This window comes from Geobacillus lituanicus, from assembly GCF_050994965.1.
GTDB lineage: Bacteria > Bacillota > Bacilli > Bacillales > Anoxybacillaceae > Geobacillus > Geobacillus stearothermophilus.
This window is the reverse complement of sequence record NZ_CP194773.1, coordinates 1,722,825-1,749,780: the sequence shown is the minus strand read 5'-3', so window position 1 is coordinate 1,749,780 and position 26,956 is coordinate 1,722,825. Positions and strand designations below refer to the sequence as shown.

Here is a 26,956-nt window from a genome sequence, read left to right as displayed (position 1 = left end):
AATCGCAAGCCACAGCGTTACTTCGCCACCGCTTGCAGCTGATGGACGCCGCCGACAGCCGCTTTTTTCTGTTTTGCCACCGTTTCAAACGCCGCCATGACAGCTTCTTCGTGCGAAAGCCCGGACTGTTCGAGCGTTTCGATCGTCTCAATCATCAGTTTGTAATTGCGCGGAATAACTTTGACGAAGCGGCGGACGTAATCGTCCCACTCGTCGAGCACCAATGCAGCCCGCGGGCTTCCTGTATAGCGGTAATGGTTTTCGATCATCCGGCGCACGTCGCGAATTTCTTCCTCGTCTTCGAGCCGCTCAAATGAGACGAGCTCAAGGTTGGCGGTTTGCTTCCAGCTGTCTTCATCGGCAAGAACGTAAGCGATCCCACCGGACATGCCGGCGGCGAAGTTTTTGCCAACCGAACCGAGGATGACAACGCGGCCGCCGGTCATATATTCACAGCCGTGGTCGCCGACGCCTTCGACAACAGCATGGACGCCGCTGTTGCGGACGCAGAACCGCTCCCCAGCGCGGCCGCGAATGTACGCTTCGCCGCTTGTAGCCCCGTAAAACGCCACGTTGCCAATGATGACGTTGTCAGCTGCGGCAAACGGCGCCTCATGCGGCGGACGGACGATCACTTTGCCGCCGGAAAGCCCTTTGCCGACGTAATCATTCGCGTCGCCGACGAGCTCAAGCGTCATCCCTTTCGGCACAAACGCCGCAAAGCTTTGCCCAGCCGATCCGGTGAAATGGAGGCGGATCGTATCATCCGGCAGCCCTTCCTCGCCGTAGCGCTTCGAGATTTCGCTTCCTGTCATCGCCCCGACCGTGCGGTGGACGTTGCGGATGGCGAGGTGAAGTTCGACCGGCTCCTGCCGCTCAAGCGCTGGCTGCACCGCCGGCAAAATTTCTGTATGATCAAGCGTCTCTTCCAAACGATGGTTTTGCCCTTTGATGCAAGTGCGCGGTCCATCGACTTGGTACAGAAGACGCGACAGATCGAGATGTTTCGCTTTCCAATGCGCTTTCGCCCGCTCGCTTACCTTCAAGACATCGACGCGGCCGACCATTTCGTCGATCGTGCGGAAGCCGAGCTCAGCCATAATTTCACGCACTTCTTGGGCGACAAAGTACATGAAGTTGACAACATGTTCCGGCTCACCCGCAAACTTCTTGCGCAATTCCGGATTTTGTGTCGCCACGCCGACTGGACACGTATCCAAATGGCAGACGCGCATCATGACGCAGCCTAAAACGACGAGCGGTGCCGTCGCAAATCCGAATTCTTCGGCCCCAAACAGCGCAGCCATCACAACGTCACGGCCGGTCATCAACTTGCCGTCGGTTTCTAGAACGACGCGGTCTCGCAAACCATTCAACATGAGCGTCTGATGCGTTTCCGCCAATCCAAGCTCCCACGGCAAGCCGGCATGCTTGATGCTCGTTTTCGGCGACGCACCCGTGCCGCCGTCATAGCCGCTGATGACGATGACATCGGCGTTCCCTTTCGCCACGCCAGCCGCGATTGTGCCGACGCCGGCTTTGGCGACGAGCTTGACGCTGATGCGCGCGTCTTTGTTGGCGTTTTTCAAATCGTAAATGAGCTGGGCCAAGTCTTCGATCGAGTAAATGTCATGGTGCGGCGGCGGGGAAATGAGCTCGACTCCCGGCGTTGAGCCGCGCACTTTGCCGACCCACGGATACACTTTATTGGCCGGAAGCTGCCCGCCTTCACCTGGTTTTGCCCCTTGCGCCATTTTGATTTGCAATTCGTCAGCGTTAACCAAATAATGGCTTTTTACGCCAAAACGCCCGGACGCCACTTGTTTAATCGCGCTGCGGCGCCAGTCGCCGTTGTCGTCTTTCACGTAGCGGGCTGGATCTTCGCCGCCCTCGCCGCTGTTGCTTTTTCCGCCGATCCGGTTCATGGCGATCGCCAGCGCCTCATGCGCTTCTTGGCTGATCGAACCGAACGACATGGCCCCTGTTTTAAAGCGGCGGACGATCGATTCAACCGGCTCGACTTCGTCAATCGGCACCGGAGGGCGCTTCGAATCGAAGTCGAACAAGTTGCGCAAAAACGTCAACTGTTCTTCATTGGCCAGTTTCGAATATTGTTTATAGAGGTTGTAATCGTTTTTCCGGCACGCCCATTGCAACAAATGGATCGTCTTCGGGTTGAACGCGTGATGTTCGCCGTTGCGCCGCCATTGCAGCTCGCTGCCTGCATCGAGCACATCGTCTTCATGCCGCGCTCCGAAAGCGGCTTCGTGGCGCATTTTCGCTTCTTTCGCAATTTCCGCAAGCCCGATGCCGCCGATTTGCGACGCCGTGCCGGTGAAGTATTCCTCAATGACATCGTCGCCGATGCCGATCGCTTCAAAAATTTGTGCGCCGCGGTAGCTTTGCACCGTCGAAATGCCCATTTTCGACATCACTTTGACGACGCCGTCAACAGCCGCCTTGATGTACGTTTTCGCTGCTTCCCGGTACGACAAGGCGATGACGCCGTTTTCTGACGCTTGGCGGATCGTCTCGAGCGCCAAGTACGGGTTGATGGCGTCCGCCCCGTAGCCGATGAGCGCCGCAAAATGGTGCACTTCACGCGCTTCGCCGCTTTCGACAAGCAGGCTGACGTTCGTGCGCGTCCCTTTGCGGACAAGGTGTTGATGAAGCCCGCTTACCGCCAGCAACACCGGAATCGCCACATGCGTGTCATCAACGCCGCGGTCGGACAGCACAAGAAGCGCCGCCCCGTTTTCGATCGCTTCATCCGCTTTGGCAAACAGCTCATCAAGCGCCTGTTTCAAATCATCAGTAAACAGCGTCGGCAGCACCGCGCACGCAAATTCCGGGTGTGGATTCGCTTTTAACGCCGCCAGTTCTTCGTTCGTCAACAGCGGCGTCTCAAGGCGAATGCGCCGCGCCGCTTTGGCGTCCGGATGCAAAATATTCCCTTCTTTGCCGAGCAGCGTCATCGTTGACGTGACGACATATTCGCGGATGGCGTCAATCGGCGGATTTGTCACTTGGGCAAACAGCTGCTTGAAGTAGTTGAACAAACTTTGCGGCCGCTCGGACAGCACGGCAAGCGGCGCATCCATGCCCATCGCCCCCGTCGGATCTTTCCCCTCCGTCGCCATCGGCAAAATCGTTTTTTCCACATCTTCAAACGTGTAGCCGAACGCTTTTTGCAGCTTGACAAGCTGCTTCGGCGCTTCGACGTCCTCCGGAATTTCCAGATCGCCAAGCGTGATCATTTGCTCGTTGATCCATTGGCGATATGGCTTTTCATGAGCTATTTCTTCCTTGATTTCCTGGTCAGAGATGATGCGCCCTTGCTCGAGGTCAACCAACAGCATTTTCCCCGGGCTCAGTCGTTCCTTATATAAAATGTTGTTCGGGTCAACATCGATGACGCCGACTTCGGATGAGAAAATAATATAGTCGTCTTTGGTGACATAATAGCGGGCCGGACGCAAACCGTTCCGGTCCAAAATGGCGCCGATTTGCTTGCCGTCGGTGAACGAAATCGCCGTCGGTCCGTCCCACGGCTCCATGAGACAGCTGTGGTACTCGTAAAACGCCTTTTTCGCCCCGTCCATCTGCTCATCCCAAAACCACGGTTCCGGAATGAGCATCATCGCGACATGGGCCGGCTTCCGGCCAGCGAGAACGAAAAATTCAAACGCATTGTCCAAAATCGACGAGTCGCTGCCGTTCGTATCCAAAATCGGCACGACTTTTTCCAAATCCGCGCCGAACGCTTCGGACACAAATTGTTTCTCGCGCGCCGCCATCCAGTTGACGTTGCCGCGCAGCGTGTTGATCTCACCGTTATGGATCAAGTAGCGGTTCGGATGGGCCCGCTCCCAGCTCGGAAACGTGTTCGTGCTGAAGCGCGAGTGCACGAGAGCAAACGCCGAACGGAACCGTTCATCTTGCAAATCCAAATAAAACGCATCGATTTGTTCCGGCGTCAAAAGCCCTTTATACACAATCGTTCGGCTCGAGAAGCTCGCTACATAGCACTCGTTGTGTTCCACACATTTTTCGAATTGTTTGCGGATCACATACAGCTTCCGTTCAAACGCCAACTCATCAGCCACGTCATCACTTGCCGCGACAAACACTTGACGGACGAACGGCTTGCTTTGCCGCGCCAGTTTGCCAAGCTTGTCGTTGTCAACGGGCACGGTCCGCCAACCGAGCAGGCGTTGCCCCTCTTTCGCAACGATTTCATTGAATTTCGCTTCGTAATACGCCCGCTTCTCTTCCTGTTCCGGCAAAAAGAACATTCCGACCCCGTAGCGCCCTTTTTCCGGCAAGTTCATCCCACCGCACACCGCTTGAAAGTACTCATGCGGAATTTGCGTCATAATGCCCGCGCCATCGCCTGTTTCCGGATCGCTCCCTTGTCCGCCGCGGTGTTCAAGCTGGCGAAGCATATGGAGCGCTTTTTCGATAATGTCATGTGACGGTTTTCCTTTCAAATGAGCATAAAACCCGATCCCGCATGCATCATGTTCAAATTCCGGGCGATACAGCCCTTGTGCTTCCGGTAATCCGTAGTGTTTCATGCTGCCTTCCCCTCCCGTTCCGAATTGTCTGTAATATTCATTGTAGTTTTCAAAATTAATATAAACAATATATAATTTAGATAAAATCCATCTCTTTTTGCGATCAATCAAAAGGAGGGAGAAAAATGGAGCTGCGGCAACTGCAATATTTCGTGGAAGTCGCCCGGCGCGAACACGTCTCCGAAGCCGCCGACGCCCTCCATGTCGCGCAGTCGGCGATCAGCCGGCAAATTGCCAACCTCGAAGCGGAGCTTGGCGTGCAGCTGTTTGAACGGGAAGGGCGAAACGTGAAGCTCACCCCGATCGGCCGCCATTTTTTGCCGCACGCCGAAGCGGTGTTAAAGGCGGTCGAGGATGCAAAGCAACAAATCGAAGAGTATTTGGACCCGGAACGCGGAACGATTAAAATCGGGTTTCCAACAAGCCTGGCAAGCCACATGATGCCGATGGTCATCTCCGCCTTTAAAGCGGAGCACCCAAACGTCTCGTTCCATCTCCGCCAAGGGTCGTACTATTATTTAATCGAAGCGGTGAAAAAACGGGAGATCGACCTTGCCTTTCTCGGACCGATTCCGGTTCGTGAAATCGGCATTAAAGGAGAAATTTTGTTTTCCGAACCGTTTGCCGCCCTCCTGCCGAACAGCCATCCGCTCGCCCGCCGCGACCGGATCGTATTGAACGAACTGCGCCATGATCCATTTGTAACGTTTCCAAAAGGATACATTTTGCATCAAATCATTATTGACGCTTGCCACCAAGCCGGATTTTCGCCCAACATTTCATCGGAAGGCGAAGATCTCGATGCCATTAAAGGGCTTGTCTCCGCTGGCATCGGCGTGACCCTCCTGCCGGAAAGCGCCTTGTCGGAAAGCCTTCTTCGCTACGCCGCCAAAGTGCCAATCGAGATGCCGCAAGTAAAGCGCAACGTCGGCATTATCATTTCCGACCACCACGAACTCGCTCCGTCGGTGAAAGTGTTTTACCGGTTTGTGAAAGACTTTTTCGCGGAGCTCGAGCGGTATCAATTGCGGGGGTGAACGCTCCCCCGCCTACGCTCACGTCGAAAAACGGATTCGAGATCACAAAAAAAAAAAAGACGCAGGTGCTTCCCCCTGCGTCTTTCCTTTCTTCTTCTGCACACTTCCCCTTTCCGTCGCCTTCACTCATCAAGGATCATTCAAAAAGAAGATGTGGAGAGCACCAAGTTCGGACGCTGCTTCCGTTCGATTGCGTCCGAACGTCATCCTAACCGCACGACCGTCCGGCCGCGCAGCTCGCCGCGCAAAATGCGCTCAAGCGCTTGCGGCAATTCAGCGAGCGAAATCTCTTGAGCAATCCGCTCCAAATCCGGCTTTAAGTCGCCAGCGAGCCGCTCCCAAATGCGGAGGCGCACATCCATTGGACAATAGACGGAATCAACGCCAAGCAAGCTGACGCCGCGCAAAATGAATGGATGGACGGTTGTCGGCACCTCGACGCCGCCTGTCAACCCACTCACCGCCACCGCTCCGCCGTAGCGGATGCGGCTTAACACCGTCGCCAGCGTCCGGCCGCCGACCGGGTCGACCGCCGCGGCCCAGCGCTGCTTATCAAGCGGACGAATGCGTTCAGCCGTGACGTCTTCGCGCGTCAACACTTCCTTGGCGCCGAGGGCGCGCAAATAGTCGTGCTCCGCCGTTTTGCCTGTGCTCGCTTCCACCGTATAGCCGCGCTTGGCGAGCATCGACACGGCCAGACTCCCGACGCCGCCCGTCGCCCCCGTGACAAGCACCGGTCCGCGTTCCGGCGTCAACCCATGCTCCTCAAGACGGTGAATGGACAGCGCCGCTGTAAACCCAGCCGTCCCAATCGCCATCGCTTCTTTCAACGTCAACCCTTTTGGCAGCGGCACGAGCCAATCGCCGTGCAGGCGAGCATATTCACTGTAGCCCCCGAAATGCGTCACACCGATTTCATATCCGGTCGCGATCACCTCGTCCCCTTCGCGGAAGCGCGGATGGTGCGACGAAACAACCACCCCGGCCAAATCAATTCCCGGCACGAACGGATACGTTTTCACAATTTTACCATCCGGAATGGACGCCAATCCATCTTTGTAATTGACGCTCGAATAATGGACGCGGACAAGGACGTCGCCTTCCGGCAAATCATCTATGGACATCGTCTGCACACCAGCGGTAAATTCTGTTTCGGTTTTGTTGACAACGAACGCTTGAAATGCGGACATCATTCCTCTCCCTTTCTTCATGCATTCTCTCTCATGTCATTCGACAACCAAACGCCAGATTCCTTTCTGAACCAAGAAAACCCTCGCTTCCGGTTGTGAGCGTAGGCGGGTGATGAATAAATGTCTCATGAAAGTCCTTCCTACACTTCCTTGACTTCTTTATGTTAAACTGTAAACAAACATATCTTTAAGATGAAAGAAGACCCGTGGTGCTAGTTGAGTCTTAACGCTCAACTAGCACCACGGGTGTCCTCTAAATCATTTTTATTAACCACTAATGTAGTTGTTGACTCTGTTTCATAAATTTTTGATTTGGCGACAATTTTAGTCCCGACACCATACATTCCGAATAATGTTATCAAAAAGAGGGACATTACTCCTATAAATTTCCTGTTCATATTTGAATTCCTCCCACGAGGGCGATGCCTTTTTGCAGGAAGCTGCTATTTTCCCTTGTCAATCCTGCCCCCAACCTTATCTACGCTTGGCATACAAAATGACAATTTTTCGAACTTTCCACAACATCTATTATATCGACAACGACTACGTTATATACTGACATTGAGAATGATTTCACAAGTTAGGAGGACTTAAATAATGATCGTCCACGAACTGACAGACATCGAACATCTATTCACTGAACAATTGCAGGAAGGCTACTACGTGATTCGCGAAACATACCAAAACGTACTCGTGGAGCCGGAAGACGGCGACACCATCCGACAAGTGGACGCTGGAACGGAAGAAGTCGTCACCATCGTATTTGATCCCGGCGACGAATACTCCCTCATTTGCCTTGACACCTACACGTTCGCCGACGGCATCCCGTCTTTAGCGGAGCTCAAAGAAACGATTGCCGCGGAGTACGACGTCTTTGTCAACGACCGTTGGGCTGCGGCGTCATTGTAAAAAGCGCCTGAAACGACGGACATCAGGGACTCGGAACATAGACGCAACGCCTGTTTTACCAAAGCGCTTTTCATCAGCCAAATCGAAAAGCAGCCCGTCCACCTAGCGAGCGGGCTGCTTCGATTTCTTCTCGAACCGAAACACGCGAAAGCCAATATCAAGCTCTGTCTTTCCCGTTTCACGGACGATTTTCTCCCCCGCGCGGCGGATGCGCTCGCGGCCAATGTCGCAAATCGTCCGAAACCCCGCCCGATACGCCTCGGACGTTTCCGCAAGCGGCTCGGGAAGCTGCACCATGAGAAACGACCGCCGGCCGCCGTCTTCAGCGTTTTGCTGCATGACGGCATGGGCTGTTGTCGCCGAGCCGGAAAAAAAGTCGAGGATGATGTCATTGTCCTTCGTTGTCAACGCCACCATGCGCTGAATGAGCTTCACCGGCTTCGGGTAATCCATCACCGCCAGCCCATCGAACAGCTCCTTCAGCTCTTTTTTCGCCTCCTGCGAATGGGACACCTCATCATGCGTCCAAATCGTAAGCGGTGTCACCGTCGGCTTCACTTCGCTTAAAAACCGCTTCAGGCGCGGCACCCCGTTGCCGTCTTTGCCAAACCAAATGCGGTTGTCCGCCGCCAGCTCGGCGAAGCGCTCCTTTGTCACCCGCCAACAATACCCGTTCGGCGGCGAAACGACCCGGCCGCCTGGCGTCACGATGTCATAAATTTTTTCCGGAATCGGCGGACCGACCGACAAATCGCCTGACGTCCACGGCCCGCGCGGGTCGTTGTCCGGATTGGCATACCGCCCGTCCGCTTCCGGATGGCGCGGCAAGCCGTACCAAGCTAAACGGTCGATATTTTTCGCGTAACAGAGGATGAAGTCATGGTTGCGCGAAGCGAACTTGTTCATGTTCACAGGCGAAAACGACCGCTGCCAAATGAACGTGGCGACAAAATTTCGCTCGCCAAACAGTTCATCGCACATCTTTTTCAAATTCGCCTGTTCTGTATCATCAATGGAAATAAACATCGCCCCTGTCTCCGCCAACAGCTCCCGCGCCACCAAAAGGCGCGGGTACATCATGTTGAGCCAGCCGGCATGAGCGCGCGCTTCTTCCTGGATTCCGCTAGGAACAACGGCTTTCCCCTTGCGCCAATTGTCTTTGTACGTGAGCACTTTTCCTGTATTGTACGGCGGATCGATGTAAATCATTTGAATGGTTCCCGCATGCGACGTCCGCAGCAGTTTTAATACTTCTAAATTGTCTCCTTCAATATACCAATTGTTCGTCGTCTCCCACTGCTTGCTCGCTGCCTGGTCCGGCCGCAATACTCCGGACGCAGGCGTTTCAGCGAGCCGCCTCGCCTCTGCCTTCCCCGGCCACATGAACTCATATGCTTCCTGCCGTTTGTGACCGCCAAGCACCCTCTTCAGCCACTCCCAATCGATGCCCCCATCCACAACCGCTTCCGGAAAGAGCTTTTTGATCGCCTCAAGCCTTGCATCCGACACCGATCTTCTCCCGCCGGCATTTGCCATGGCACGCCCCCTCTCTTCCCGCGCATTCTCAGCGCAGTGTTTCTTATCGACGAATCTTATTTCCATTATTTCGCCATGGCTCGGCGGTTTCCTTCCTTAATTTTCTTATCAACTATTCACCGTTCGTACATCAATCCCCATTCCGTCCCCCACGCCCCCCTCTTCCGAACCGTGCGCGGCTGCGCTCAGCATGGAAACAAAACGAGCCAACAAACGGAGAAGGAGGCATGGCGGATGGTGACTGCTTATGCGGTTTTTGAGTAAGAAAATGGGGGATTCTCGGATGCATCAAAGAATTTCTCAAGTTGAACAGCGCCTTGATTCATCCTTTTTTCCTGTCAAACTCAGCAGCTTCATAGAGTGTCCATGTTTTCCATCTTCGGACGACTGACTCGGTACATTTGCAGCGCAACACCATCGACCATAAACGTTTGCGCTTCCCCATGACGTAAAGCGTACTGCTCAAGCCCAACCATAAAGTTGACTCCTTCACGGTATTCCTCGTTGCCGATCACCTGAAGCGGCGGCGACATGAGTTGGCGCGAGAGGAAGAGGATCGCCTTTTTCCGCGCCCGCGTGAGCGACACGTTGAGGCGGTTCAAACTGTAGATGAACTCCCCTTCCATCACAGCCAGTTCCGGATCGGCGACGCCGTAGCTAATGATCGCCGCATCCGCCTCTTGCCCTTGCATTTTATCAACCGTATCGACGAAAAACGGCGGGCGCAATTCTTGGCGTTCAAGCTCACGGCGAATGGCGCGGATTTGCGCCCGATGCGGCGAGATGATAAACAGCCCGTGGCGCCAAAACGCTTGGTCGCCTTCTGATGAGTCATCGTACCGTTTCCCCTCGCTGTCGAGAAGCCGTTCCCGCAACACCTTCGCGATGCTCGCCACCCAGCGCGCTTCCGCCTCGTTTTCTTGGGCACCGTACACGCCGTCATACGTGCAGACGACAAGCGGATAGTCAGGGTCGATCGCTGCTTCCACCCATTCATCGGCAGTTGGGGCATCGGCGAGCGCCAACGTTTGTTCGGCAATCTGGCGGGTGAACGCGGTATACTGGGAGCTGTAAATCCGCTCGGCCGGGTAGCGGCAAAGCGCCTCATTCATACGGAAATTGTCCGTCAATTGGCGGGTATACCGCTTCTCCACATCCGCGTCAAACAACAGGCGGAAAATCGAGTCGAACAAGTGCGGCTCCCCTTCCGCGGCCGCATACGTCCCTTGAATGATTGGCGGCAACTGGAAATGGTCGCCGACGATAAGCAGCCTGCCTGCTTTTTTGACATGGCGCAGCGCCAACAGTGAATCGGCCACGCGGATTTGCGACGCCTCATCAAGGACGACGACGTCAAACCCTTCTATATAGCCTTTTTCGTATGCCCTTTGAATGCCGTACAGCGTGGCGCCAAGCACCCGATGGCCGCCGCTGCCAAACCATCCGAGAAGGTCACGGTCCGCCATCTCGGCGATTCCTTTGGCGTTTTCCGTCTGAATCTCACCAAGTTTCGCGATATGGACGCTGCGCCGCGGCGCAAGCTCCTGAATTTTGCGCAGAACGTTTTCGATCGCCGCATGGGTGAAACCCGAAACAAGAATGGCAAGCCTTCGCCCCTGCTTTTCGTAAATCGGCATAAGCAGCCGAAGAGCGACGGCAATAAAATGCGTTTTCCCGGTGCCAGGCGGCCCCCAGACGAGTGTCAACGTATGGCGGAGAAAGTGGAGAAACGCCTGGCGCTGGCTTTTCGTCAGCCCGCTTTGGCGAAGGAGCGCCTTCACCTCCTCTACATCCCAGTTGGGACGAAACATTTTCCGATAGCGAATCGGATCGCGAATCAAGTCCAAGATGCGATGATTGTCCTTATCCAACTGTTGCAACGCCTGCAAGACGCGCCGGGTGGTAAAATCGGCATGCCGGATCGACAGCCGATACTCCTCTCCTTCCACAAGCGGGAACCGGTCGAGCCATTTGGGCAACTCGAGCTCGAGTTCAGCTGTCTTGCCATCATCTTCGATGGCGCGAATGCGGGTAAAGTACAAATTGGCCCATTGGGGCGGCTTCCATTCGCTGGAATACTTATAATCTGGAAACGCCTGTTGCGCCTTTTCCCCTTCCTCATTGCACTCCGTCAAAATCCAGCTCGCCTTTTGATCGATCGCTTCAAGCGCCTGCCGGTTGTTCAATCGGAACCGATCGCCGCCAAGGTACGTGACATGAAGCGTCACTCCGTTCTCAAGCCGCTCCGAAAGCGGGAGCAGGCGGCTTCGGCGAATTTCTAAGTAGTTTAATAGCGCCTCGTAGCGCGCCATAAACGCCAGCTTGGACACAAGCGGATCACGGTAATCAGCCAGATCGGGAAAAGCAAATTTTTCCGGCCAGACCATAAGTGGCGAAGGATGGACGCTCTCGGCCCACGCACGGATTCCTTGAATGATGCTGTGAGCGGCCCAAAGGCGGCGGCTCAGCTCCTTCTCGACCGCTTTTCGTTTTTCCTCGTCCCCTGTTTGCCAGGCGTCGTGCAGCACATCCAGTTTCATGGCGTTTGTCAAACGAAATGAAAAACGCTCACTCGCCGAGTACAGAAACGGCGAATCATGGTAGGCCGCAATATATCGCGACAAGTCTTCAAGACGGTACGCGACATGCGCCGGCAAGGCGAACAGCTGGCTCACAGCCGTTGTCAGCACAACGACAGGAAGCGGAACCATTTCGCTTGGGTGGTCGCTGGCACTTGCTAGTGAGCTGCTATGAAAATACGACAGCAGCCGAACAGCTTTTTCGTTATAGTCTGGATCGAACAAAAGCTCTTGAAGCAACTGTTGCACATTGTCCCATTCATAGTTGTCGACGACATACGCCTGCACGGACTTTTGCGCCCGCCACTCTCGCTCCCGGTTGTAATCGTGCACCGTATGAAGCAGGCGGTCCAGCGCATCGGCCAGCTTTCGGCCAACCTCGTCGCATTCCTCAAACGAACCGGCGATAACATGATGCATTTCCGATCCCGTTCCAAACACGTCTGTTCCACCAACACGGTACAACGATGCCGCCGCGATCTTGCCCGTCAGTGGATCGCGTTGCGCGGTGAGAATCAGACGGATGTCTTCCCATATCAGCATATGCGTCACCGCCTGGTCATACGGAACGACCTTTTCCTCCGCAATCGCCTCAAGCTGCGCTTCAAGCCGCCGAAGTTGACGCGCCAATCCAGCGTTTTGTTTTAGGACGTGTCTCGTTTCTTGACGCTCAAGAAGTTGGCGAAACTCATCGATCGTCTCCGGAAGCTGCCGCTCGCGGATAAAGCGGGACGCATGACTCGATAAGTACGGAACGAGGGAAATATGCGACTGTTTCCGCGCTTTGTCGAAACAGTAATCATAGAACGGGCACCATTCACAGCGATAATCCAAATGCCAAAACAGCTCATCAAGTTGCTTCCCAACCAGCGCCGTCAATTCGCCAGCCAAAAACTGTTCGAGATACGGGAGCAACTGGCTGATATCCGCTGCTTGCGGCTGCTCGGTTTTGTACGTCCATATCCCGGCTTCGCGCAAATCGACGCTGCCCTTAACACCGTGCTCCTCTAACACCGAGGACAACATCAACGCGTACAGCGCCGTTTGCACGCGGTGGGAAATCTTTAACACATCTGATGATTTGATGTCGATGATGCGGAACACAAAGCCGTTTTGCCCCGGAATACACTCAATCAAATCCGGACGACACGCCGCAAACCGGATCATCGTTGTGTCCAGTCCGTACCGCTCGTAAAAGCGCGGCGGCGCGATCAATGTCGGCTGGTATAAATAGCGCTTGCTCGGCTGCTTCAGCTCGCGGATCGTCTCCTCTCCATCCAAATAGCAGTGGGAAATCGGTGCGCCAGGCTCTCGCTTCCCCATCTGCACTTGGCCGGCCAAATAGGTCGTAATCACTTCCTCTTCCCACTCAACCCCTCGGCGCAGCACGCTCTCATGAACCGCAGGCTGCTCAAACAGCTCTTCCGGCACATCGAGCTCGCCGCGCCGCTCTTTCGCCAACGACTGAAAATAAAAATTCCGCTCGCACTCATGATAAAAATAGCTTGCGATTTTGGCAGGAGAAACGTAAAGCATACATCGATCCCTTTCTAAAACGTACTGGCCGATGCCCGCACTGAGATTTGTCAGTTTGTTTATCCATTGTATCATATGTTTGTACGCTTTCCTATATACACCATTCCTGCTTGTCTAACAAGAACATATGTGCTATAATGAAGGAAATTAAGATGAAAGAGGGGCCAACATGAGCGAAGAGATCCTCTTGCAACTGTTCGACCGGCTCGGTCATATCGAAAACACGTTGCATCTCCTCGTCGAAAGCCACAAACGGCTGGAAGCGGAACAACAAGAAATGCGAAAAGAGCAGCAGGAGATCCGAAGAGAACAACAAGAAATACGGAAAGAGCAGCAGGAGATCCGAAGAGAACAGCAAGAAATGCGCAAAGAGCAGCAGGAGATCCGAAGAGAACAGCAAGAAATGCGCAAAGAGCAGCAGGAGATCCGAAGAGAACAACAAGAAATGCGAAAAGAGCAGCAGGAGATCCGAAGAGAACAACAAGAAATGCGAAAAGAACAGGAAGAATTCCGACGGATCCAGCAAGCTCTCCTTGAAGGCCAAAAGCGGTTGGAAGAAGAACAAGCCCATATCAAAGCCGGCCAAAAAGAGCTGTATGACTTGATGTCTGCCCTGCTTCACCGCCAGGATGAAACCGACGCCGCACTCGACGCCCTCGCGATGGACGTGCACAAACTTCACGGTGAAGTTTCTTCCATCCACCAAAGACTCGACTCCTTAGAGAAAAAAGTCGATTCCCATGCCCAATCATTCAATGAACAGCTGAACAACATCAAACTTGACATCACCTTCCTCTCGAACAAAGTCATCGAACACGAACGGGAAATCTACAAAATTAAGAATATCATTTTATGACGATAAAGCAGGCGGGCCGCCTAAGCCCGCCTGTCCTTTTATTTCAATCCTTCTTCCACCTGTTTGATCATTTCCGACACCGACGTCAATCCGCCGCCTGAGAGATACCAATAATTTGGATCCAAGTAGACAATGTGGCCGTTTTGATATGCTTTCGTCTTTTTCACAAGTGCATTTTCAATCGTTTGCTTCGCTGTCGGCTTTCCTTCTACAACGGCGTCGCGGTCAATGACAAACAAGTAATCCGGGTTTTTCTTGGCAATGTACTCAAATGATACGCTTTGTCCATGAGGATTCGTCACTTTCAAATTCGGGTCTGCGGCTGGCACGCCGAGCACATCATGGATGAGCCCAAAGCGCGAACCTTTGCCGTACGCACTCACTTTCCCACCGGTCGTCAAAATGATCAGCGCTTTTTTGTCTGCAGCCTTTGTCTTCACTTCTTCGATTTGTTTTTCAATATTGGCCAGTTCCTCATCTACTTCTTTTTCTTTGCCAAACATTTGCCCGATCAGCTTCATATTGTTTGTAAATGAATCCCAATAATGTTGAGTGTCAATCCCTATATACACGGTTGGGCCAATCTCTTTCAACTTGTCATACAAATTTGCTTGACGACCGGAAATAAAAATGACATCCGGCTTGATTTCGCTCAATTTTTCAAAATCCGGCTCCTTCAAGCTGCCGACGTTTTGGTAGTCGCTGCTTTTATATTTCTCCAAGTATTTCGGCACGTTCATCTGCGGCAAAGCTGTCACCTTCACCCCTAGTTTATCAAGGGTGTCCAGCACTCCAAAATCAAAGACAACCACTTTCTCTGGATTTTTCTTGACTTTCGCCTCTCCAAGCTGGTGCTTGATCGTCATTTCCTCGGCCTGTTCCGTTTTCTTCTCGTCATTCTTCCCACTCGCTCCGTTGCTTGTATTCTCCTTATTGCCGCAAGCAGCCAGTACGACAAGAAGCAAAGCAACCACTACCATCAGCCAACGCTGTTTCATTGGCTATACCCCCCTTTGGAAATTCAAATTATATGTTGACGGCTTTCGTATTCACTCGACAAAGGGCGCCCTTTCTTGCCGATGTCAACATGAAAGCCGGCTCAACCATTTTTTACTTAATTGGAATCTTCTTCATATACTTGACTTTGATCGCGTCTCCCCGTCCCATGTTTGAATCCGAGACGGAGCTCTTCACCAAGCATGCCCATAGGCTTCCACAGCCCGCTTTTTCACTAGTCAAGATGGACGCTTTCTCATGGAAAATTGCTAAAAATACACACAGATGCGCCGATTTTCAATCGTCTGCACGCGCACATCCAAATCATAAATGCCGCGAAGCACTTCATTGCGCATGATCGATGAAACATCCCCTTCACAGACGACCGCTCCATCTTTTAACGCGACCATATAATCGGAGTAACAGGAGGCAAAGTTAATATCGTGCATCACCATCACGATCGTTTTGCCAAGCTCATCGACCAGCTTGCGCAACACTTTCATCATTTGCACGGCGTGTTTCATATCCAAATTGTTCAACGGCTCGTCCAAGAAAATATAATCCGTATCTTGCGCCAACACCATCGCGATATAAGCTCTCTGCCGCTGTCCGCCGCTCAACTCGTCCATATAGCGGTCTTGCAATGGCTCCAACTCCATATAGCGGATCGCCTCACGCACATAGTCGCGATCTTGGCGCGTCAAGCGGCCGCGCGAATACGGAAAGCGGCCGAACGACACCAATTCGTGTACCGTCAAGCGAGCCGCAATGTGGTTGGATTGCTTCAAAATGGAAATTTTTTTCGCCAACTCTTCTGTCCGATAACGAGCAATTTCCTTTCCTTCAATCCAGATTTCTCCGCCATCTTTTGGAATTAAGCGGCTCATCATGGACAAAAGCGTGCTTTTCCCCGCCCCGTTCGGGCCAATGAGCGATGTGAGCTTGCGGCGTGGAACAGATAAAGATACACGGTCAATCACGGTCTTCCCACCGTATCGCTTCAATACTTGTTTCACCTCTACCATGCTTTTCGCTCCTTTAACAAAAGGTATAGAAAATAGATGCCTCCGACCATGTTGACAATGACAGACAACGTCGTCGAAAAGGTGAACACTCGCTCGACTACCAGCTGGCCGCCAACGAGGGCGATGATGCCGAACAGCGCCGCTCCTGCAAGCAAATAACGATGTTCATACGTTTGAAAAAACGCATACGCCACATTGGCGACTATCAATCCGAAAAACATGATGGGACCAACAAGCGCGGTCGAAACCGACACCAACACCGCCACAATCATCAGCAGCCGTTTGACGACCGTTTCATACGCCACGCCTAAATTGATCGCATGATCTTTGCCGAGCGACAGCACGTCCAACTCGTGAAGATGACGGTATGTATACAATGTCGCAGCCGCAATGAGCAGGCCTGCCGGCCAAAGCAAGTCTGTTTTTATATTGTTGATGCTCGCAAACATTCGATCTTGAATGATGGAAAATTCATTTGGGTCAATCAAATATTGCATGAAAGACGTCAAACTTTGGAAAAACGTACCGAGAATCATCCCAACAAGCAAGATGAAATATAAATTTTGCCCTTCACGGCGAAACAAAAACGAATACAATAAAACTGAAAAACCGATCATCGACCCAGCAGACAAGAGAAAGTGCAAGGTGTTGCCCATCATGGTCAACGTCGTCGAACCGAACAAAAACACCACAGCAGTTTGTACAAGCATATAAACGGAATCAAGCCCAATAATGCTTGGAGTTAAAATACGATTATTGGTCATTGTCTGAAATAAGACGGTCGAAACCGCCCCCGCCCAACCGACAAGCACCATCGCGACAATCTTTTCGCTCCGCGAGCGCAACACATAGTCAAAATCCCCTCGCAAGTGTGCAAACAAAAATAGCACGATCAATCCGAGCGCCAATACCACGAGCACAACCACTTTCATCCGATTAGACATACTGCTTCGTTCTCCTTACGAGCAAATATAAAAAGACACCGCTTCCGATTACTCCAACCGTCAAGCCGATCGGAATTTCGTATGGATAAATGGCGACTCGGCCAAATACATCGCAAATCAGCACAAACAAAGCGCCAAATATGGCTGTCAACGGCAATACTTTGCGCAAATGATCCCCATAATACATCGTGACGATGTTCGGAACGATCAGCCCTAAAAACGGCAGCGTCCCAACCGTCAACACCTCAACAGCAGAAACAACAGCGACAATGAGGAGACCAGTGTAGACAATCGAACGGTAGCGAACCCCTAAGTTCGTCGCCATCTCCTCCCCCATGCCGGCGATCGTAAACCGATTGGCGTATACATAAGCGATTGCCATGAGCGGAACGCTCACATACAGCATTTCATAACGTCCTTGCATCATAACGGAAAAATCGCCGTGCATCCATGCGGACATCGATTGAATCAAATCATATTTATAAGCCAAAAACGTCGTGACAGAACCGACAATATTGCCAAACATCAAGCCGATGAGCGGAATAAAGATCGAATCTTTATACTTCACACGATCCAAAACCGTCATAAACAGCAGCGTCCCCACAAACGCAAACACAACGGCAATAGCCGCCTTCACAAGCGGCCCTGCGGCAGCGAATGCAATCATGGACACCAACAGGCCAAGCCGCGCCCAATCCATCGTTCCCGCCGTCGTCGGCGACACAAATCGGTTTTGGCTCAACTGCTGCATGATCAAGCCGCAAATGCTCACGCTTGACCCGGCGATCAGAATGCTGATGAGCCTCGGCAAGCGACTGATCAAAAACACTTCCCACGCCTCACGGTCGCCGGCAAACAGCTCGCGAGGCGATAAATCATGCACCCCGACAAACAATGATGCCGCAGCCAAAACAACAAGAAGCACCATCCATTTTTTCATGTTTTCTCATCCTGTCTCCCGTTCTATCCCATCATACAAGTCGAATGACGATGCCATGTCCAGACACAATTGCTTTACAGGTGCAATTATGATATTGATTATCTTTCCTAATTAAAAAGATAAATTCTGCTTGTGTTGAGAAGCAACCAGCACCGCCAAGATAGCTGGCATCTCCTCAATCGCTGTTCTTTTCAAGTCAAGCCATTCTGTCCGCATGCGGCCACCACATCTCACTCCATTCTTTTGAAAACCATGCTCCTGCCCAAACCCTAAAAAGAGAGGGATTATCATTTTCACATTTCATATTTTAATTGATAAAAATTATCATTGTCAATATTTTTCATCATTTTTTTGTAAGCAAACCGTTTGCTCGCCGACAATCGCCTTCACCAATGGCTTGACGCTAAAAAAAAGCGCCCTGCCTAAACGGCAGCGCACTTTGCTCCATTTCTTATCCTTTGACCAACACCGTTTTCATCGCCGTGAAAAACTCGATGGCTGCCCGCCCTTGCTCACGCGAATGGGAGCTGGACTGCTTCATCCCGCCAAACGGCGCTTGCAGTTCGACTCCTGCGCTTTCTTCATTAATCCGGACGAGCCCGGCCTCGATGTCTTGGATGAACGCGAGCATCTTGCCGATATTTTGCGTGAAAATCGAGGCGCTCAATCCAAACGGTGTGTCATTGGCGAGAGAAAGCGCTTCTTCCAGCGAATCCACTTTGATTAACGCCAACACCGGCCCGAAAATTTCCTCGCGAGCGATCGTCATGTCGGGCGACACGTTTTCAAAGATGGTCGGCTGCACATAAAACCCTTTTGCCCGTTCCCCATCCGTCAAACGTTGGCCTCCGTAAACGAGCGTCGCCCCTTCTTCGATTCCTCCGCGCGGAACAAATACTCTCCGCGTTTCGGGCCGGATAACTTCCGCCATGCCGCCTGCGCCCGCCGCGCCGCCTCCACCGCGGCGTTTACATCTTCCGCACTAGACTCTTGGACATAGCCGACAATGTCATCGATATTGGCTGGGTTAAGGCTGGCTTCGATTTTTCCAGTGGAGGAATGAATCCATTCGCCATTGATGTAATTCAAGTATGTTTGTTTTTCTGTTCCCATCTTCATAATATCTTCTCCCCCTTTCCATTCACGTGATCGCTGCATACGATCTTGGAAAAAATGTTTGCCCCTGGTCATGATCTGAAAAATACAAGTTCATAACACTACTATAATATAGTTGAAATATTTTGTGAATTATATAAGTTGCAACTTTTTTACATAGCATTGTTCGCTCTTTTTGTCACCGTGCCAGCTTTTCAAGTGATAAAGATAGGACATGGAGATCGGAAATCCTTTATTACAACCTAATATTGATTGAATGCGGCTACAATGAACAAAACACCGAAGCCATTGCATGAAAGCAACAAAAAACCAACCTCCCCTAAACAAGGAGAGGCTGGTTTCCATTTCACCCTGACCACTTTAATCATGAAAATTCGTCCCATCCGTCACTTCTTTGACGATGCCGGCGCGGATGACGAAGTCGCCGAAATGTTCACCGTCAAGACGCTCTTTCGCATAGCGGGATAGGAGGACGCGCAGTTCGCGCAAAATTTCTTCTTCGCCGATGTTTTCGCGGTACAGTTTGCCAAGGCGCGTGCCGTTGAACGCGGCTCCAAGGTACATGTTGTATTTTCCGACCGCTTTGCCGACGAAGGCGATTTCCGCGAGCACGTGGCGGGCGCAGCCGTTCGGACAGCCCGTCATGCGGATCGTGATTTCTTCGTCGCGCAAACCGTTTTCGTCGATAATCTCCTCGATTTTATCAAGCAGCTTCGGCAAGTAGCGCTCCGCTTCCGCCATCGCCAAGCCGCACGTCGGCAAGGCGACACAGGCGAGCGCGTTGCGGCGCAAGGCGGTGTACCGGCGGCCATCGGTCAAGCCGTATTCGGCGATGAGCGCCTCGATTTCCGGCTTTTTCTCGCTCGTGACGTTAGCGATGACCAAGTTTTGGTTTGGCGTCAGCCGGAAATCTCCCGTATGGACTTTCGCGATTTCGCGCAGGCCGGTCATCAGCTTGTAATCGTCGTAGTCTTTGACGCGTCCGCCTTCGACAAAGAGTGTGAAGTGCCATGTCCCATTGACGCCTTCGACCCAGCCATAGCGGTCGCCGCTATGCTCGAAATGGTACGGGCGCGCTTCGCCGAGCTTCCAGCCAAGGCGGCGCTCAATTTCTTCTTTCACCGTTTCAAGGCCAAGGCGGTCGATCGTGTATTTAAAGCGGGCGTGTTTGCGCGATGAGCGGTTGCCGTAGTCGCGCTGAACGGTCATAATTTTCTCCGCCACCTCGACCACTTGATCCGGCCGGCAGAAGCCGATCACCTTGGCAAGCTGCGGATACGTCGTTTTGTCCCCATGGGTCATCCCCATGCCGCCGCCGATGGCGACATTAAACCCGGCGAGCTTGCCGTCCTCGACAATGGCGATGAACCCAATGTCTTGCGAGAACACATCGACGTCGTTCGACGGCGGGACGGCGATGCCGATTTTAAACTTCCGCGGCAAATACGTCGGTCCGTAAATCGGCTCTTCTTCGCCGTCAACCGCCGGCGTGCCCGCCACTTTCTCGTCGTCCAGCCAAATTTCGTAGTACGCCCGCGTCCGCGGCAACAAATGGTCGCTGATCAGCTTCGCCCATTCATACACTTCCGCATGCACTTCCGATTGGTACGGATTCGGGTTGCACATGACGTTTCGGTTGACGTCGCCGCAGGCCGCAAGCGTCGTCATCAGCGCGTTGTTAATGGCTTGCATCGTTTTTTTCATGTTCCATTTTAAGACGCCGTGCAATTGGAACGCTTGGCGCGTCGTCAGCTTCAACGTGCCGTTCGCATACTTGCGGGCGAGCTCATCCATGACAAGCCACTGTTCGGGCGTCGCCACCCCGCCCGGCGTGCGCACGCGGATCATAAATTGATAGGCCGGTTCAAGCTTTTGTTTTTGCCGCTCGGTGCGCACGTCGCGGTCGTCTTGCAAATAGCTGCCGTGGAATTTCATCAACCGGTTGTCATCCTCTGGAATTCCTGCGCTGAGCGGGTCTTCCATCGTTTCCGCGAGCGTGCCGCGCAAGTAACGGCTTTCCTGCTTGATGCGCTCCACATCGCTTGGCGGTCCGTCCGGCGCTTTTAACTCGACTTTCGCCATTTCCGATTCCACTCCTTCTTTGAGATTAATAGACGTCGCGTTGGTATCGTTTTTGCTTTTGCATCTCGGTGACATACGCTTCCGCCTGTTCGCGGCTCATTCCGCCTTCTTTTTCGATAATCTCGATCAACGTCTGATGGACGTCGCGCGCCATGTGTTGTTTGTCGCCGCATACGTAGACGACGGCGCCATCCTCGAGCCAGCCGAACAGTTCTTTGCTTCGCTCGAGCATCCGGTGCTGCACATACACTTTCTTCTCCGTATCGCGAGAGAAGGCGACGTCCATTTTGGTCAGCACACCGCTTTTCAGCCAAGCGAGCCATTCCGTTTGATACAGGAAGTCGGTCATAAAATGTTGGTCGCCGAAAAAGAGCCACGATTTTCCGTTGGCTCCTGTCGCCTCACGCTCTTGCATAAAAGCGCGGAACGGCGCAACCCCAGTGCCTGGACCGATCATAATGATCGGCGTCGATGGGTCTTTTGGCAGCTTAAAATTCGGGTTCGGCTGCACAAAGACCGGCAACGTATCGCCGATTTGGACGCGTTCGGCGCAGAACGTCGAGCACACCCCTTTGCGCAGGCGGCCGTGCGACTCATAACGGACCGCGCCGATCGTCAAGTGCACTTCATCTGGATAGGCCGCTAAGCTGCTCGCGATCGAGTACAGGCGCGGCGGCATTTTCCGCAAAATCGAGATGACTTGTTGCGGCGCAGCGTCCCACGGACCAAAATCGCGCAGTGCATCGAGCAAGTCGCGGCCTTTGGCGTATTCTTTCAGCTTCGCCTCATTGCCTGGGGCAACGAGCGCTTGAAGCTCGCTGTTTTTCGACAGCGGCGCAAGCTTTTGCAACAGCGCTTTGGTCAACACAGTGATTTCAAAATGGGACGTGAGCGCTTCTTTGAGCGACCGCACTTCCCCGTCTTTGTCGATCGTCACCGTTTCTTCCGGGTTCCATTTCATTTCTTGAATGATGAGATCGACAAGCTCCGGATCGTTTTTCGGGAAGATGCCAAGCGCATCGCCCGGCTCATACTTCAACCCCGATCCTTCAAGAGACAATTCGAGATGGCGCGTTTCTTTGTTCGATCCGCGGCCGTTTAAGTTGATGTTTTCCAGCACCTCAGCCGGGAACGGATTTTTCCGCGAATAGACGACCGCCGGTTCGGCTTTCGGCACGGCCGCAGCGGCCGACAACACTGGCGCGGCCTCGGCATTGATCCCCTTGCTCAGCTCGGCAAGCACGCCGTCAAGCCATTTCGCCGCCGCTTCCTCGTAGTCGACGTCACAGTCGACGCGCGGATAAAACCGCTCTCCCCCGAGCTCCTCGAGCCGCTTGTCAAAATCTTTCCCCGTCTGGCAAAAATGTTCATACGACGTATCGCCAAGCGCCAAGACGGAAAAGCGTAAATGATTCAGCTTCGGCGCCCGTTTGCTGTGGAGAAACTCGTAAAACGACACCGCGTTGTCTGGCGGATCGCCTTCCCCATGCGTGCTCACGACGATGAGCAGCGTCTCGACTTTCTTCAATTCATTCGGCTTAAAGTCAAGCATGGACGACACTTTCGCCTCGAATCCGCGCTCCTTAAGCGCCTTGCCTGCTTTTTCGGCCAGTTTTTGCGCATTGCCGGTCTGCGAACCGTACAGAACGGTCACTTCTTTCGAAACCGGTTTCCCGCCCCCGACAAGCAGTGCGGGCGCTTCGGCGTCAAGCACAGCAGCGGCCGACTCGGCGGCGGCCAAATACCCGCTCAGCCAAAATTTTTGCGCTGGCGTCAACGTCGGCAACAAACGGTTCAAGAGCTCAATCTGCTCCTGGCTAAACGGACTGTTGGTTACTTGCAGCTGCAACGGTGTCCACCTCACAATATAAAAATAAGATGGAATCGATTGGCGTTGCTTAACCCGCCATCATGGGCGGACGCCAAATTCCATTAATCCCTATAAACAAAGTATACTTTATCCAAAATATCATATTTACACTTTACCGCAAAACAAAACATTAGTAAAATAAATATAAATTATTAAAACTATTAACATCACTAATAATGATCCGCAACAAAACAGTCAGGCTGCATGCGAGGGGTTGGCCAATGTATTACGACGAGTTGAAGACGTTCATTACGTTAGCAGAAGTGAAAAATTTCACAAAGACGGCGGAAATTCTCCATTTATCCCAGCCAAGTGTCAGCTTGCACATTAAAAATTTAGAGAAGGAGTTCCAGACGAAACTGTTCATCCGCTCCCCGAAGCGGCTGCGCATGACGCCGACGGGCGAGCTGTTGTACGACCGCGCCAAACAAATGGTGGCGCTCTATGAACAAACAAAGCAAGACATTTTGGAGCACCATCATTCGGTGAAAGGCAAATTGACCATCGGCGCCAGCTTTACGATTGGGGAGTATATTTTGCCGCCGCTTTTGCCCGATTTCCAAAAGCGCTATCCAGAATTGGAGCTTGAGGTGATGATCGGCAACACGAAAGAAATTGTCGAACTCGTCAAATCGTATCAAGTCGACATCGGCTTGATCGAAGGGCAAACGAACGAAAAGGAACTGTCCGTTCATCCATTTATGCAAGACGAGCTCGTCATCGTCGCCTCCAAGCGGCACGCCTTGGCGCAAAAAGGCGAAGTCACGATCAGCGAGCTGCAAAACGAGGCGTGGGTGGCGCGCGAAGTCGGGTCGGGAACAAGGGAATATTTCAACCATTTCATCCGCTCGAACGGGCTGAAAATCCAATCGCTCATGATCATCAGCAGCAACCAAGGCATTAAAGAAACGCTGATCAACGGCAACGCCCTGTCCTTGCTGTCGCGCAGCGTCGTCGCCCGCGACATCGAGCACGGCCACCTGTCCATCGTTCGCCTGAACCATCCACCGTTTTACCGAATGTTTTCCTATATTTGTGCACCGATTATGGAAAACAAGCAAAATGTACGTATCTTCCTTGAAACGTTGCAACACAATTGGAGATCCTAAAAAACACAGGGAGAAGCTTGGCAGCCCTCCCCTATACTTCCATCTCCCCATGGCGAATATGCGGCATTTCGATTTGAATCGTCGCATGGCGAATGTGAAAGCGCGTCTCGATCAAATCAATCGCCCGCTGCAAAACCGCCTGCCCATCGCAACCTTCCTCAATGAGCAAATGGCAGCTTAACGAATCAAGCCCCGAGGTGATCGTCCAAATATGCAAATCGTGCACATCGATCACGCCATCAATGCCGGAGAGCGCCGCTTTTACTTCCCCATGGTCAATCGCCGCCGGCGTTCCTTCCATTAAAATATGCACCGTCTGTTTCACCACGGCCAACGCCCCTTTTAAAATCAGCACCGACACCGCAATGGAAATGAGCGGATCAGCCGCGTACCAATCGAACAGCCAGATGACAAGCCCCGCCGCGATCGCCCCGACCGAGCCTAACGCATCGCCAAGTACATGAAGATAGGCGCTGCGGACATTGACGTTCTCTTTGACATCCCCTTTGCGCATTAACACCCAAGCGCTTGCCAAATTAGCCAGCAACCCTATGACAGCAATGGCCATCATTGGCCCGCTCGCGACAGCAGGTGGATTCACAAACCTCGCGACCGCTTCCCAAATAATCCAAGCGGCAATCCCGACCAACGTAACCCCATTGACCAAGGCTGCTAAAATCTCAAAACGATAAAACCCGTACGTCCTCTTCGGCGATGCAGGCCTCGCCGCAAACCACACCGCCAACAGACTTAATAAAAGCGAAGCCGCATCGCTCAGCATATGCCCTGAATCCGAAAGAAGAGCAAGGCTGTTCGTCACAAGCCCGCCGACAAACTCCAGAACCATAATCCCGACGGTAATGACAAGAGCGGCCGCCAACCCTTTTTGGCTCCCCTCTCTGCCCAAGCCATGATGATGCCCGTGATGGTGGCCGCAATGGCCGTGTTCATGATGATGCATCGTTCTTCTCTCCCTTTTATGGATGTTGAGCGTGATCAATCGCCTGCCTCAGCAGCGAAATGACATGATCGTCATCGCACGAATACACCAGTGATTTCCCTTCACGGCGATATTTGACAAGCCGCAGCGCCCGAAGCAGCGCCAGTTGATGGGAAACGGCCGACTGCGACATGCCGAGCACTTCCGCAATATGGCCGACATGGCATTCTTCCTGCGACAACAAATACAACATCTTCATCCGCGTCGGATCCGCCAACGCTTTAAAGATTTTCGACACTTCCTCCACGACGCTTTCATCTAAAAACAAATGATCTTCTGCCTTCATCATCGTTCCCTCTCATTTTAACATATGAGCATTTGTTCATATATGTGAATCATAACCCTCTTTTTTTCCTCTGTCAATCCAATTTCAAGCCGCAAAACCCCATCAGCATCAACAGCCGATGCACTGACACCCCACAACGGCAGCCAGCAAAGCAAAAAAAGCAGGGGCCGATAGACCCTCTGCTTTTCCATTACGATCTCACCCGCACTGCCGTCCCTGTCGCAATGCACATCATCATGCCATCGCGCAGCGTTTCAAAATCAAGATCCACCCCGATGACGGCGTTAGCGCCAAGATGCTTCGCCTTATTGACCATCTCCTTGATCGCCATCTCCCGCCCTTCGGCCAGCTTGCTTTCATACGTTCCGCTCCGCCCGCCGATGATGTCGGTGATGCTGGCGAGAAAATCACGGACGACATTGGCGCCCAAAATGACCTCTCCCGCTACGATGCCCAAATACTCTTCAATTTCTTTTCCCTCAATGGTATTGGTGGTCGTGACAATCACAGCTATGTCCCCCTCGTGGCTCATCATAATAGGTGGAAGCACCCAATTCCATTATACTACATTGCATCTATGACGTCGCCGATGAATCTGTCCGCAGTGCAGCCAATGCCGAATGAGTACCGTACAGCAACAACTGCGCGATGCCGACAAAATACTCCGATTCGCGAATGATGTGATCGAGCACCACCTTGGCGGTCGGGTTTTGGCTGACGGCTTTGCTGCGGGTTTTGATTTGCCGGCATAATTCGATGAACTGAAGGCTCTGCTCTAGGCAGTACGACACAAAATGGAGCACTTGTTGATGCAGTTGTTCAGGAACATAATGGCCGGCCCGAACCACCGATTCGATATAACGGACCGCGTGCTGATGCGCAGCCGAAAGCGCCTCCTCCCATTTTTTCAACGCTTCTACATATGGCGCTTCCAATCCAGACGCAAGCTCGCGAATGACGACCGTATGTTCTTCCTCTTGGTGCTTCCAGAATTCAATCTCATCCAAAACGCGCAGCGGCATGTGTGGGCCGTAGTAAAATTGCACGCTCTTCCCTCCCTGTTTCTCCTCTTCTTTCAGTGTATGGGCAAAACAACGCGGATATGCACCATGATCGAAATGATCACAGCCTTCGTCCTTGTTTCACCTTGAAGATCGGCATAGCGACATGCATAGAAAACCGTTATCCAAAGGAGGAGTCCATCGATGCATGACAACGAACGCCGATTATCCGATTATATCGATCAATTGAACGCCGAGAAAAAACCAAAAGACCATGAACATTTAGGGGCAGATCCCGAATTGCAAAAGCTGTTTCATACAGCCAGGCTCGTCCGCAGCCTCAGGGAGCCTGCCATGCCGGAGCGGG

20 protein-coding genes and 1 pseudogene are annotated in these 26,956 nt (G+C 52.6%); 4 read left to right on the top strand and 17 right to left on the bottom strand.

Going from position 1 to position 26,956, the window contains the following annotated elements; translation table 11 throughout:
- Positions 1–17: 17 nt before the first annotated feature.
- Complete coding sequence (gltB, locus tag ACR1UW_RS08725) at positions 18–4,577, bottom strand: glutamate synthase large subunit (protein WP_498932944.1); 4,560 nt, start codon at positions 4,575–4,577, stop codon at positions 18–20.
- A gap of 125 nt (positions 4,578–4,702) precedes the next feature.
- On the opposite strand from gltB, the gene gltC reads away from it, so the two are divergent.
- The gene (gene gltC / locus ACR1UW_RS08720) at positions 4,703–5,614 is read left to right on the top strand and encodes a glutamate biosynthesis transcriptional regulator GltC (protein ID WP_237420203.1); all 912 of its coding nucleotides are present in this window, start codon (positions 4,703–4,705) and stop codon (positions 5,612–5,614) included.
- A gap of 203 nt (positions 5,615–5,817) precedes the next feature.
- Here gltC and ACR1UW_RS08715 read toward each other — a convergent pair whose 3' ends face one another.
- A complete protein-coding gene (locus ACR1UW_RS08715) occupies positions 5,818–6,804 on the bottom strand; it encodes an NADPH:quinone oxidoreductase family protein (protein ID WP_498932942.1) in 987 nt (328 codons plus the stop codon).
- A 230-nt stretch (positions 6,805–7,034) separates the two neighbouring features.
- Positions 7,035–7,202 (bottom strand): hypothetical protein, encoded by a 168-nt coding sequence (locus ACR1UW_RS08710; RefSeq protein WP_498932940.1) that lies wholly within the window; start codon positions 7,200–7,202, stop codon positions 7,035–7,037.
- Between the two features lie 199 nt (positions 7,203–7,401).
- Between ACR1UW_RS08710 and ACR1UW_RS08705 the strand changes: the two genes are divergently transcribed.
- Entirely contained in the window at positions 7,402–7,713 is a 312-nt protein-coding gene (locus ACR1UW_RS08705) for a hypothetical protein (protein ID WP_047818219.1), read from the top strand.
- A gap of 102 nt (positions 7,714–7,815) precedes the next feature.
- On the opposite strand, the gene ACR1UW_RS08700 is transcribed toward ACR1UW_RS08705, so the two are convergent.
- Together ACR1UW_RS08700 and ACR1UW_RS08695 are read right to left on the bottom strand one after the other, a co-directional pair.
- Positions 7,816–9,249: a site-specific DNA-methyltransferase gene (locus tag ACR1UW_RS08700; RefSeq protein WP_498932937.1), complete on the bottom strand. Its 1,434-nt coding sequence runs from the start codon at positions 9,247–9,249 to the stop codon at positions 7,816–7,818.
- A gap of 353 nt (positions 9,250–9,602) precedes the next feature.
- Positions 9,603–13,364, bottom strand: a complete 3,762-nt coding sequence (locus ACR1UW_RS08695; protein WP_498932936.1) for a bifunctional RecB family nuclease/DEAD/DEAH box helicase — start codon at positions 13,362–13,364, stop codon at positions 9,603–9,605.
- A gap of 169 nt (positions 13,365–13,533) precedes the next feature.
- Here ACR1UW_RS08695 and ACR1UW_RS08690 point away from each other — a divergent pair, with 169 nt between their 5' ends.
- Positions 13,534–14,220, top strand: coding sequence for a coiled-coil domain-containing protein (locus ACR1UW_RS08690; RefSeq protein WP_498932934.1), 687 nt, complete (start codon positions 13,534–13,536; stop codon positions 14,218–14,220).
- Positions 14,221–14,258: 38 nt separating this feature from the next.
- Here the strand turns inward: ACR1UW_RS08690 and ACR1UW_RS08685 are convergent, their stop codons facing one another.
- The 8 genes and pseudogenes from ACR1UW_RS08685 to ACR1UW_RS08650 form a co-directional block, all read right to left on the bottom strand.
- Positions 14,259–15,218, bottom strand: a complete 960-nt coding sequence (locus tag ACR1UW_RS08685) for a siderophore ABC transporter substrate-binding protein (protein ID WP_498932931.1) — start codon at positions 15,216–15,218, stop codon at positions 14,259–14,261.
- A gap of 267 nt (positions 15,219–15,485) precedes the next feature.
- Positions 15,486–16,241: an iron ABC transporter ATP-binding protein gene (locus ACR1UW_RS08680; RefSeq protein WP_033017401.1), complete on the bottom strand. Its 756-nt coding sequence runs from the start codon at positions 16,239–16,241 to the stop codon at positions 15,486–15,488.
- Positions 16,235–17,185 (bottom strand): iron chelate uptake ABC transporter family permease subunit, encoded by a 951-nt coding sequence (locus ACR1UW_RS08675; protein ID WP_060787965.1) that lies wholly within the window; start codon positions 17,183–17,185, stop codon positions 16,235–16,237. Before ACR1UW_RS08675 ends, ACR1UW_RS08680 begins: the two co-directional genes overlap by 7 nt.
- Complete coding sequence (locus ACR1UW_RS08670; RefSeq protein WP_160269264.1) at positions 17,178–18,125, bottom strand: ABC transporter permease; 948 nt, start codon at positions 18,123–18,125, stop codon at positions 17,178–17,180. The genes ACR1UW_RS08675 and ACR1UW_RS08670 overlap by 8 nt, the downstream gene beginning before the upstream one ends.
- Before the next feature lie 451 nt (positions 18,126–18,576).
- Positions 18,577–19,005 (bottom strand): annotated as a pseudogene (locus ACR1UW_RS08665) (aldehyde dehydrogenase family protein); the annotation flags it as partial.
- Positions 18,960–19,238: an aldehyde dehydrogenase family protein gene (locus ACR1UW_RS08660; RefSeq protein ID WP_429878748.1), complete on the bottom strand. Its 279-nt coding sequence runs from the start codon at positions 19,236–19,238 to the stop codon at positions 18,960–18,962. The pseudogene ACR1UW_RS08665 and the gene ACR1UW_RS08660, both read right to left, overlap by 46 nt.
- Positions 19,239–19,601: 363 nt before the next feature.
- Entirely contained in the window at positions 19,602–21,323 is a 1,722-nt protein-coding gene (gene cysI, locus ACR1UW_RS08655) for an assimilatory sulfite reductase (NADPH) hemoprotein subunit (RefSeq protein WP_289652101.1), read from the bottom strand.
- 25 nt (positions 21,324–21,348) lie between these two features.
- Complete coding sequence (locus tag ACR1UW_RS08650; protein WP_289652100.1) at positions 21,349–23,172, bottom strand: assimilatory sulfite reductase (NADPH) flavoprotein subunit; 1,824 nt, start codon at positions 23,170–23,172, stop codon at positions 21,349–21,351.
- Between the two features lie 242 nt (positions 23,173–23,414).
- Between ACR1UW_RS08650 and ACR1UW_RS08645 the strand changes: the two genes are divergently transcribed.
- Positions 23,415–24,302 carry a LysR family transcriptional regulator gene (locus ACR1UW_RS08645; protein ID WP_033010990.1) on the top strand — a complete coding sequence of 296 codons (888 nt, stop codon included), beginning with the start codon at positions 23,415–23,417 and terminating at the stop codon, positions 24,300–24,302.
- A 31-nt stretch (positions 24,303–24,333) separates the two neighbouring features.
- On the opposite strand, the gene ACR1UW_RS08640 is transcribed toward ACR1UW_RS08645, so the two are convergent.
- The 4 genes from ACR1UW_RS08640 to ACR1UW_RS08625 all read right to left on the bottom strand — a co-directional run bounded on the left by ACR1UW_RS08640 (position 24,334) and on the right by ACR1UW_RS08625 (position 26,634).
- On the bottom strand, positions 24,334–25,263 hold the full coding sequence (locus ACR1UW_RS08640) for a cation diffusion facilitator family transporter (protein WP_044745794.1): 930 nt from the start codon (positions 25,261–25,263) through the stop codon (positions 24,334–24,336).
- Positions 25,264–25,279: 16 nt separating this feature from the next.
- A complete protein-coding gene (locus tag ACR1UW_RS08635) occupies positions 25,280–25,588 on the bottom strand; it encodes an ArsR/SmtB family transcription factor (protein WP_025951296.1) in 309 nt (102 codons plus the stop codon).
- A gap of 190 nt (positions 25,589–25,778) precedes the next feature.
- The gene (locus ACR1UW_RS08630; RefSeq protein WP_025951297.1) at positions 25,779–26,096 is read right to left on the bottom strand and encodes a YbjQ family protein; all 318 of its coding nucleotides are present in this window, start codon (positions 26,094–26,096) and stop codon (positions 25,779–25,781) included.
- 67 nt (positions 26,097–26,163) lie between these two features.
- Complete coding sequence (locus ACR1UW_RS08625) at positions 26,164–26,634, bottom strand: DUF2935 domain-containing protein (protein WP_011230900.1); 471 nt, start codon at positions 26,632–26,634, stop codon at positions 26,164–26,166.
- Positions 26,635–26,956 lie beyond the last annotated feature (322 nt).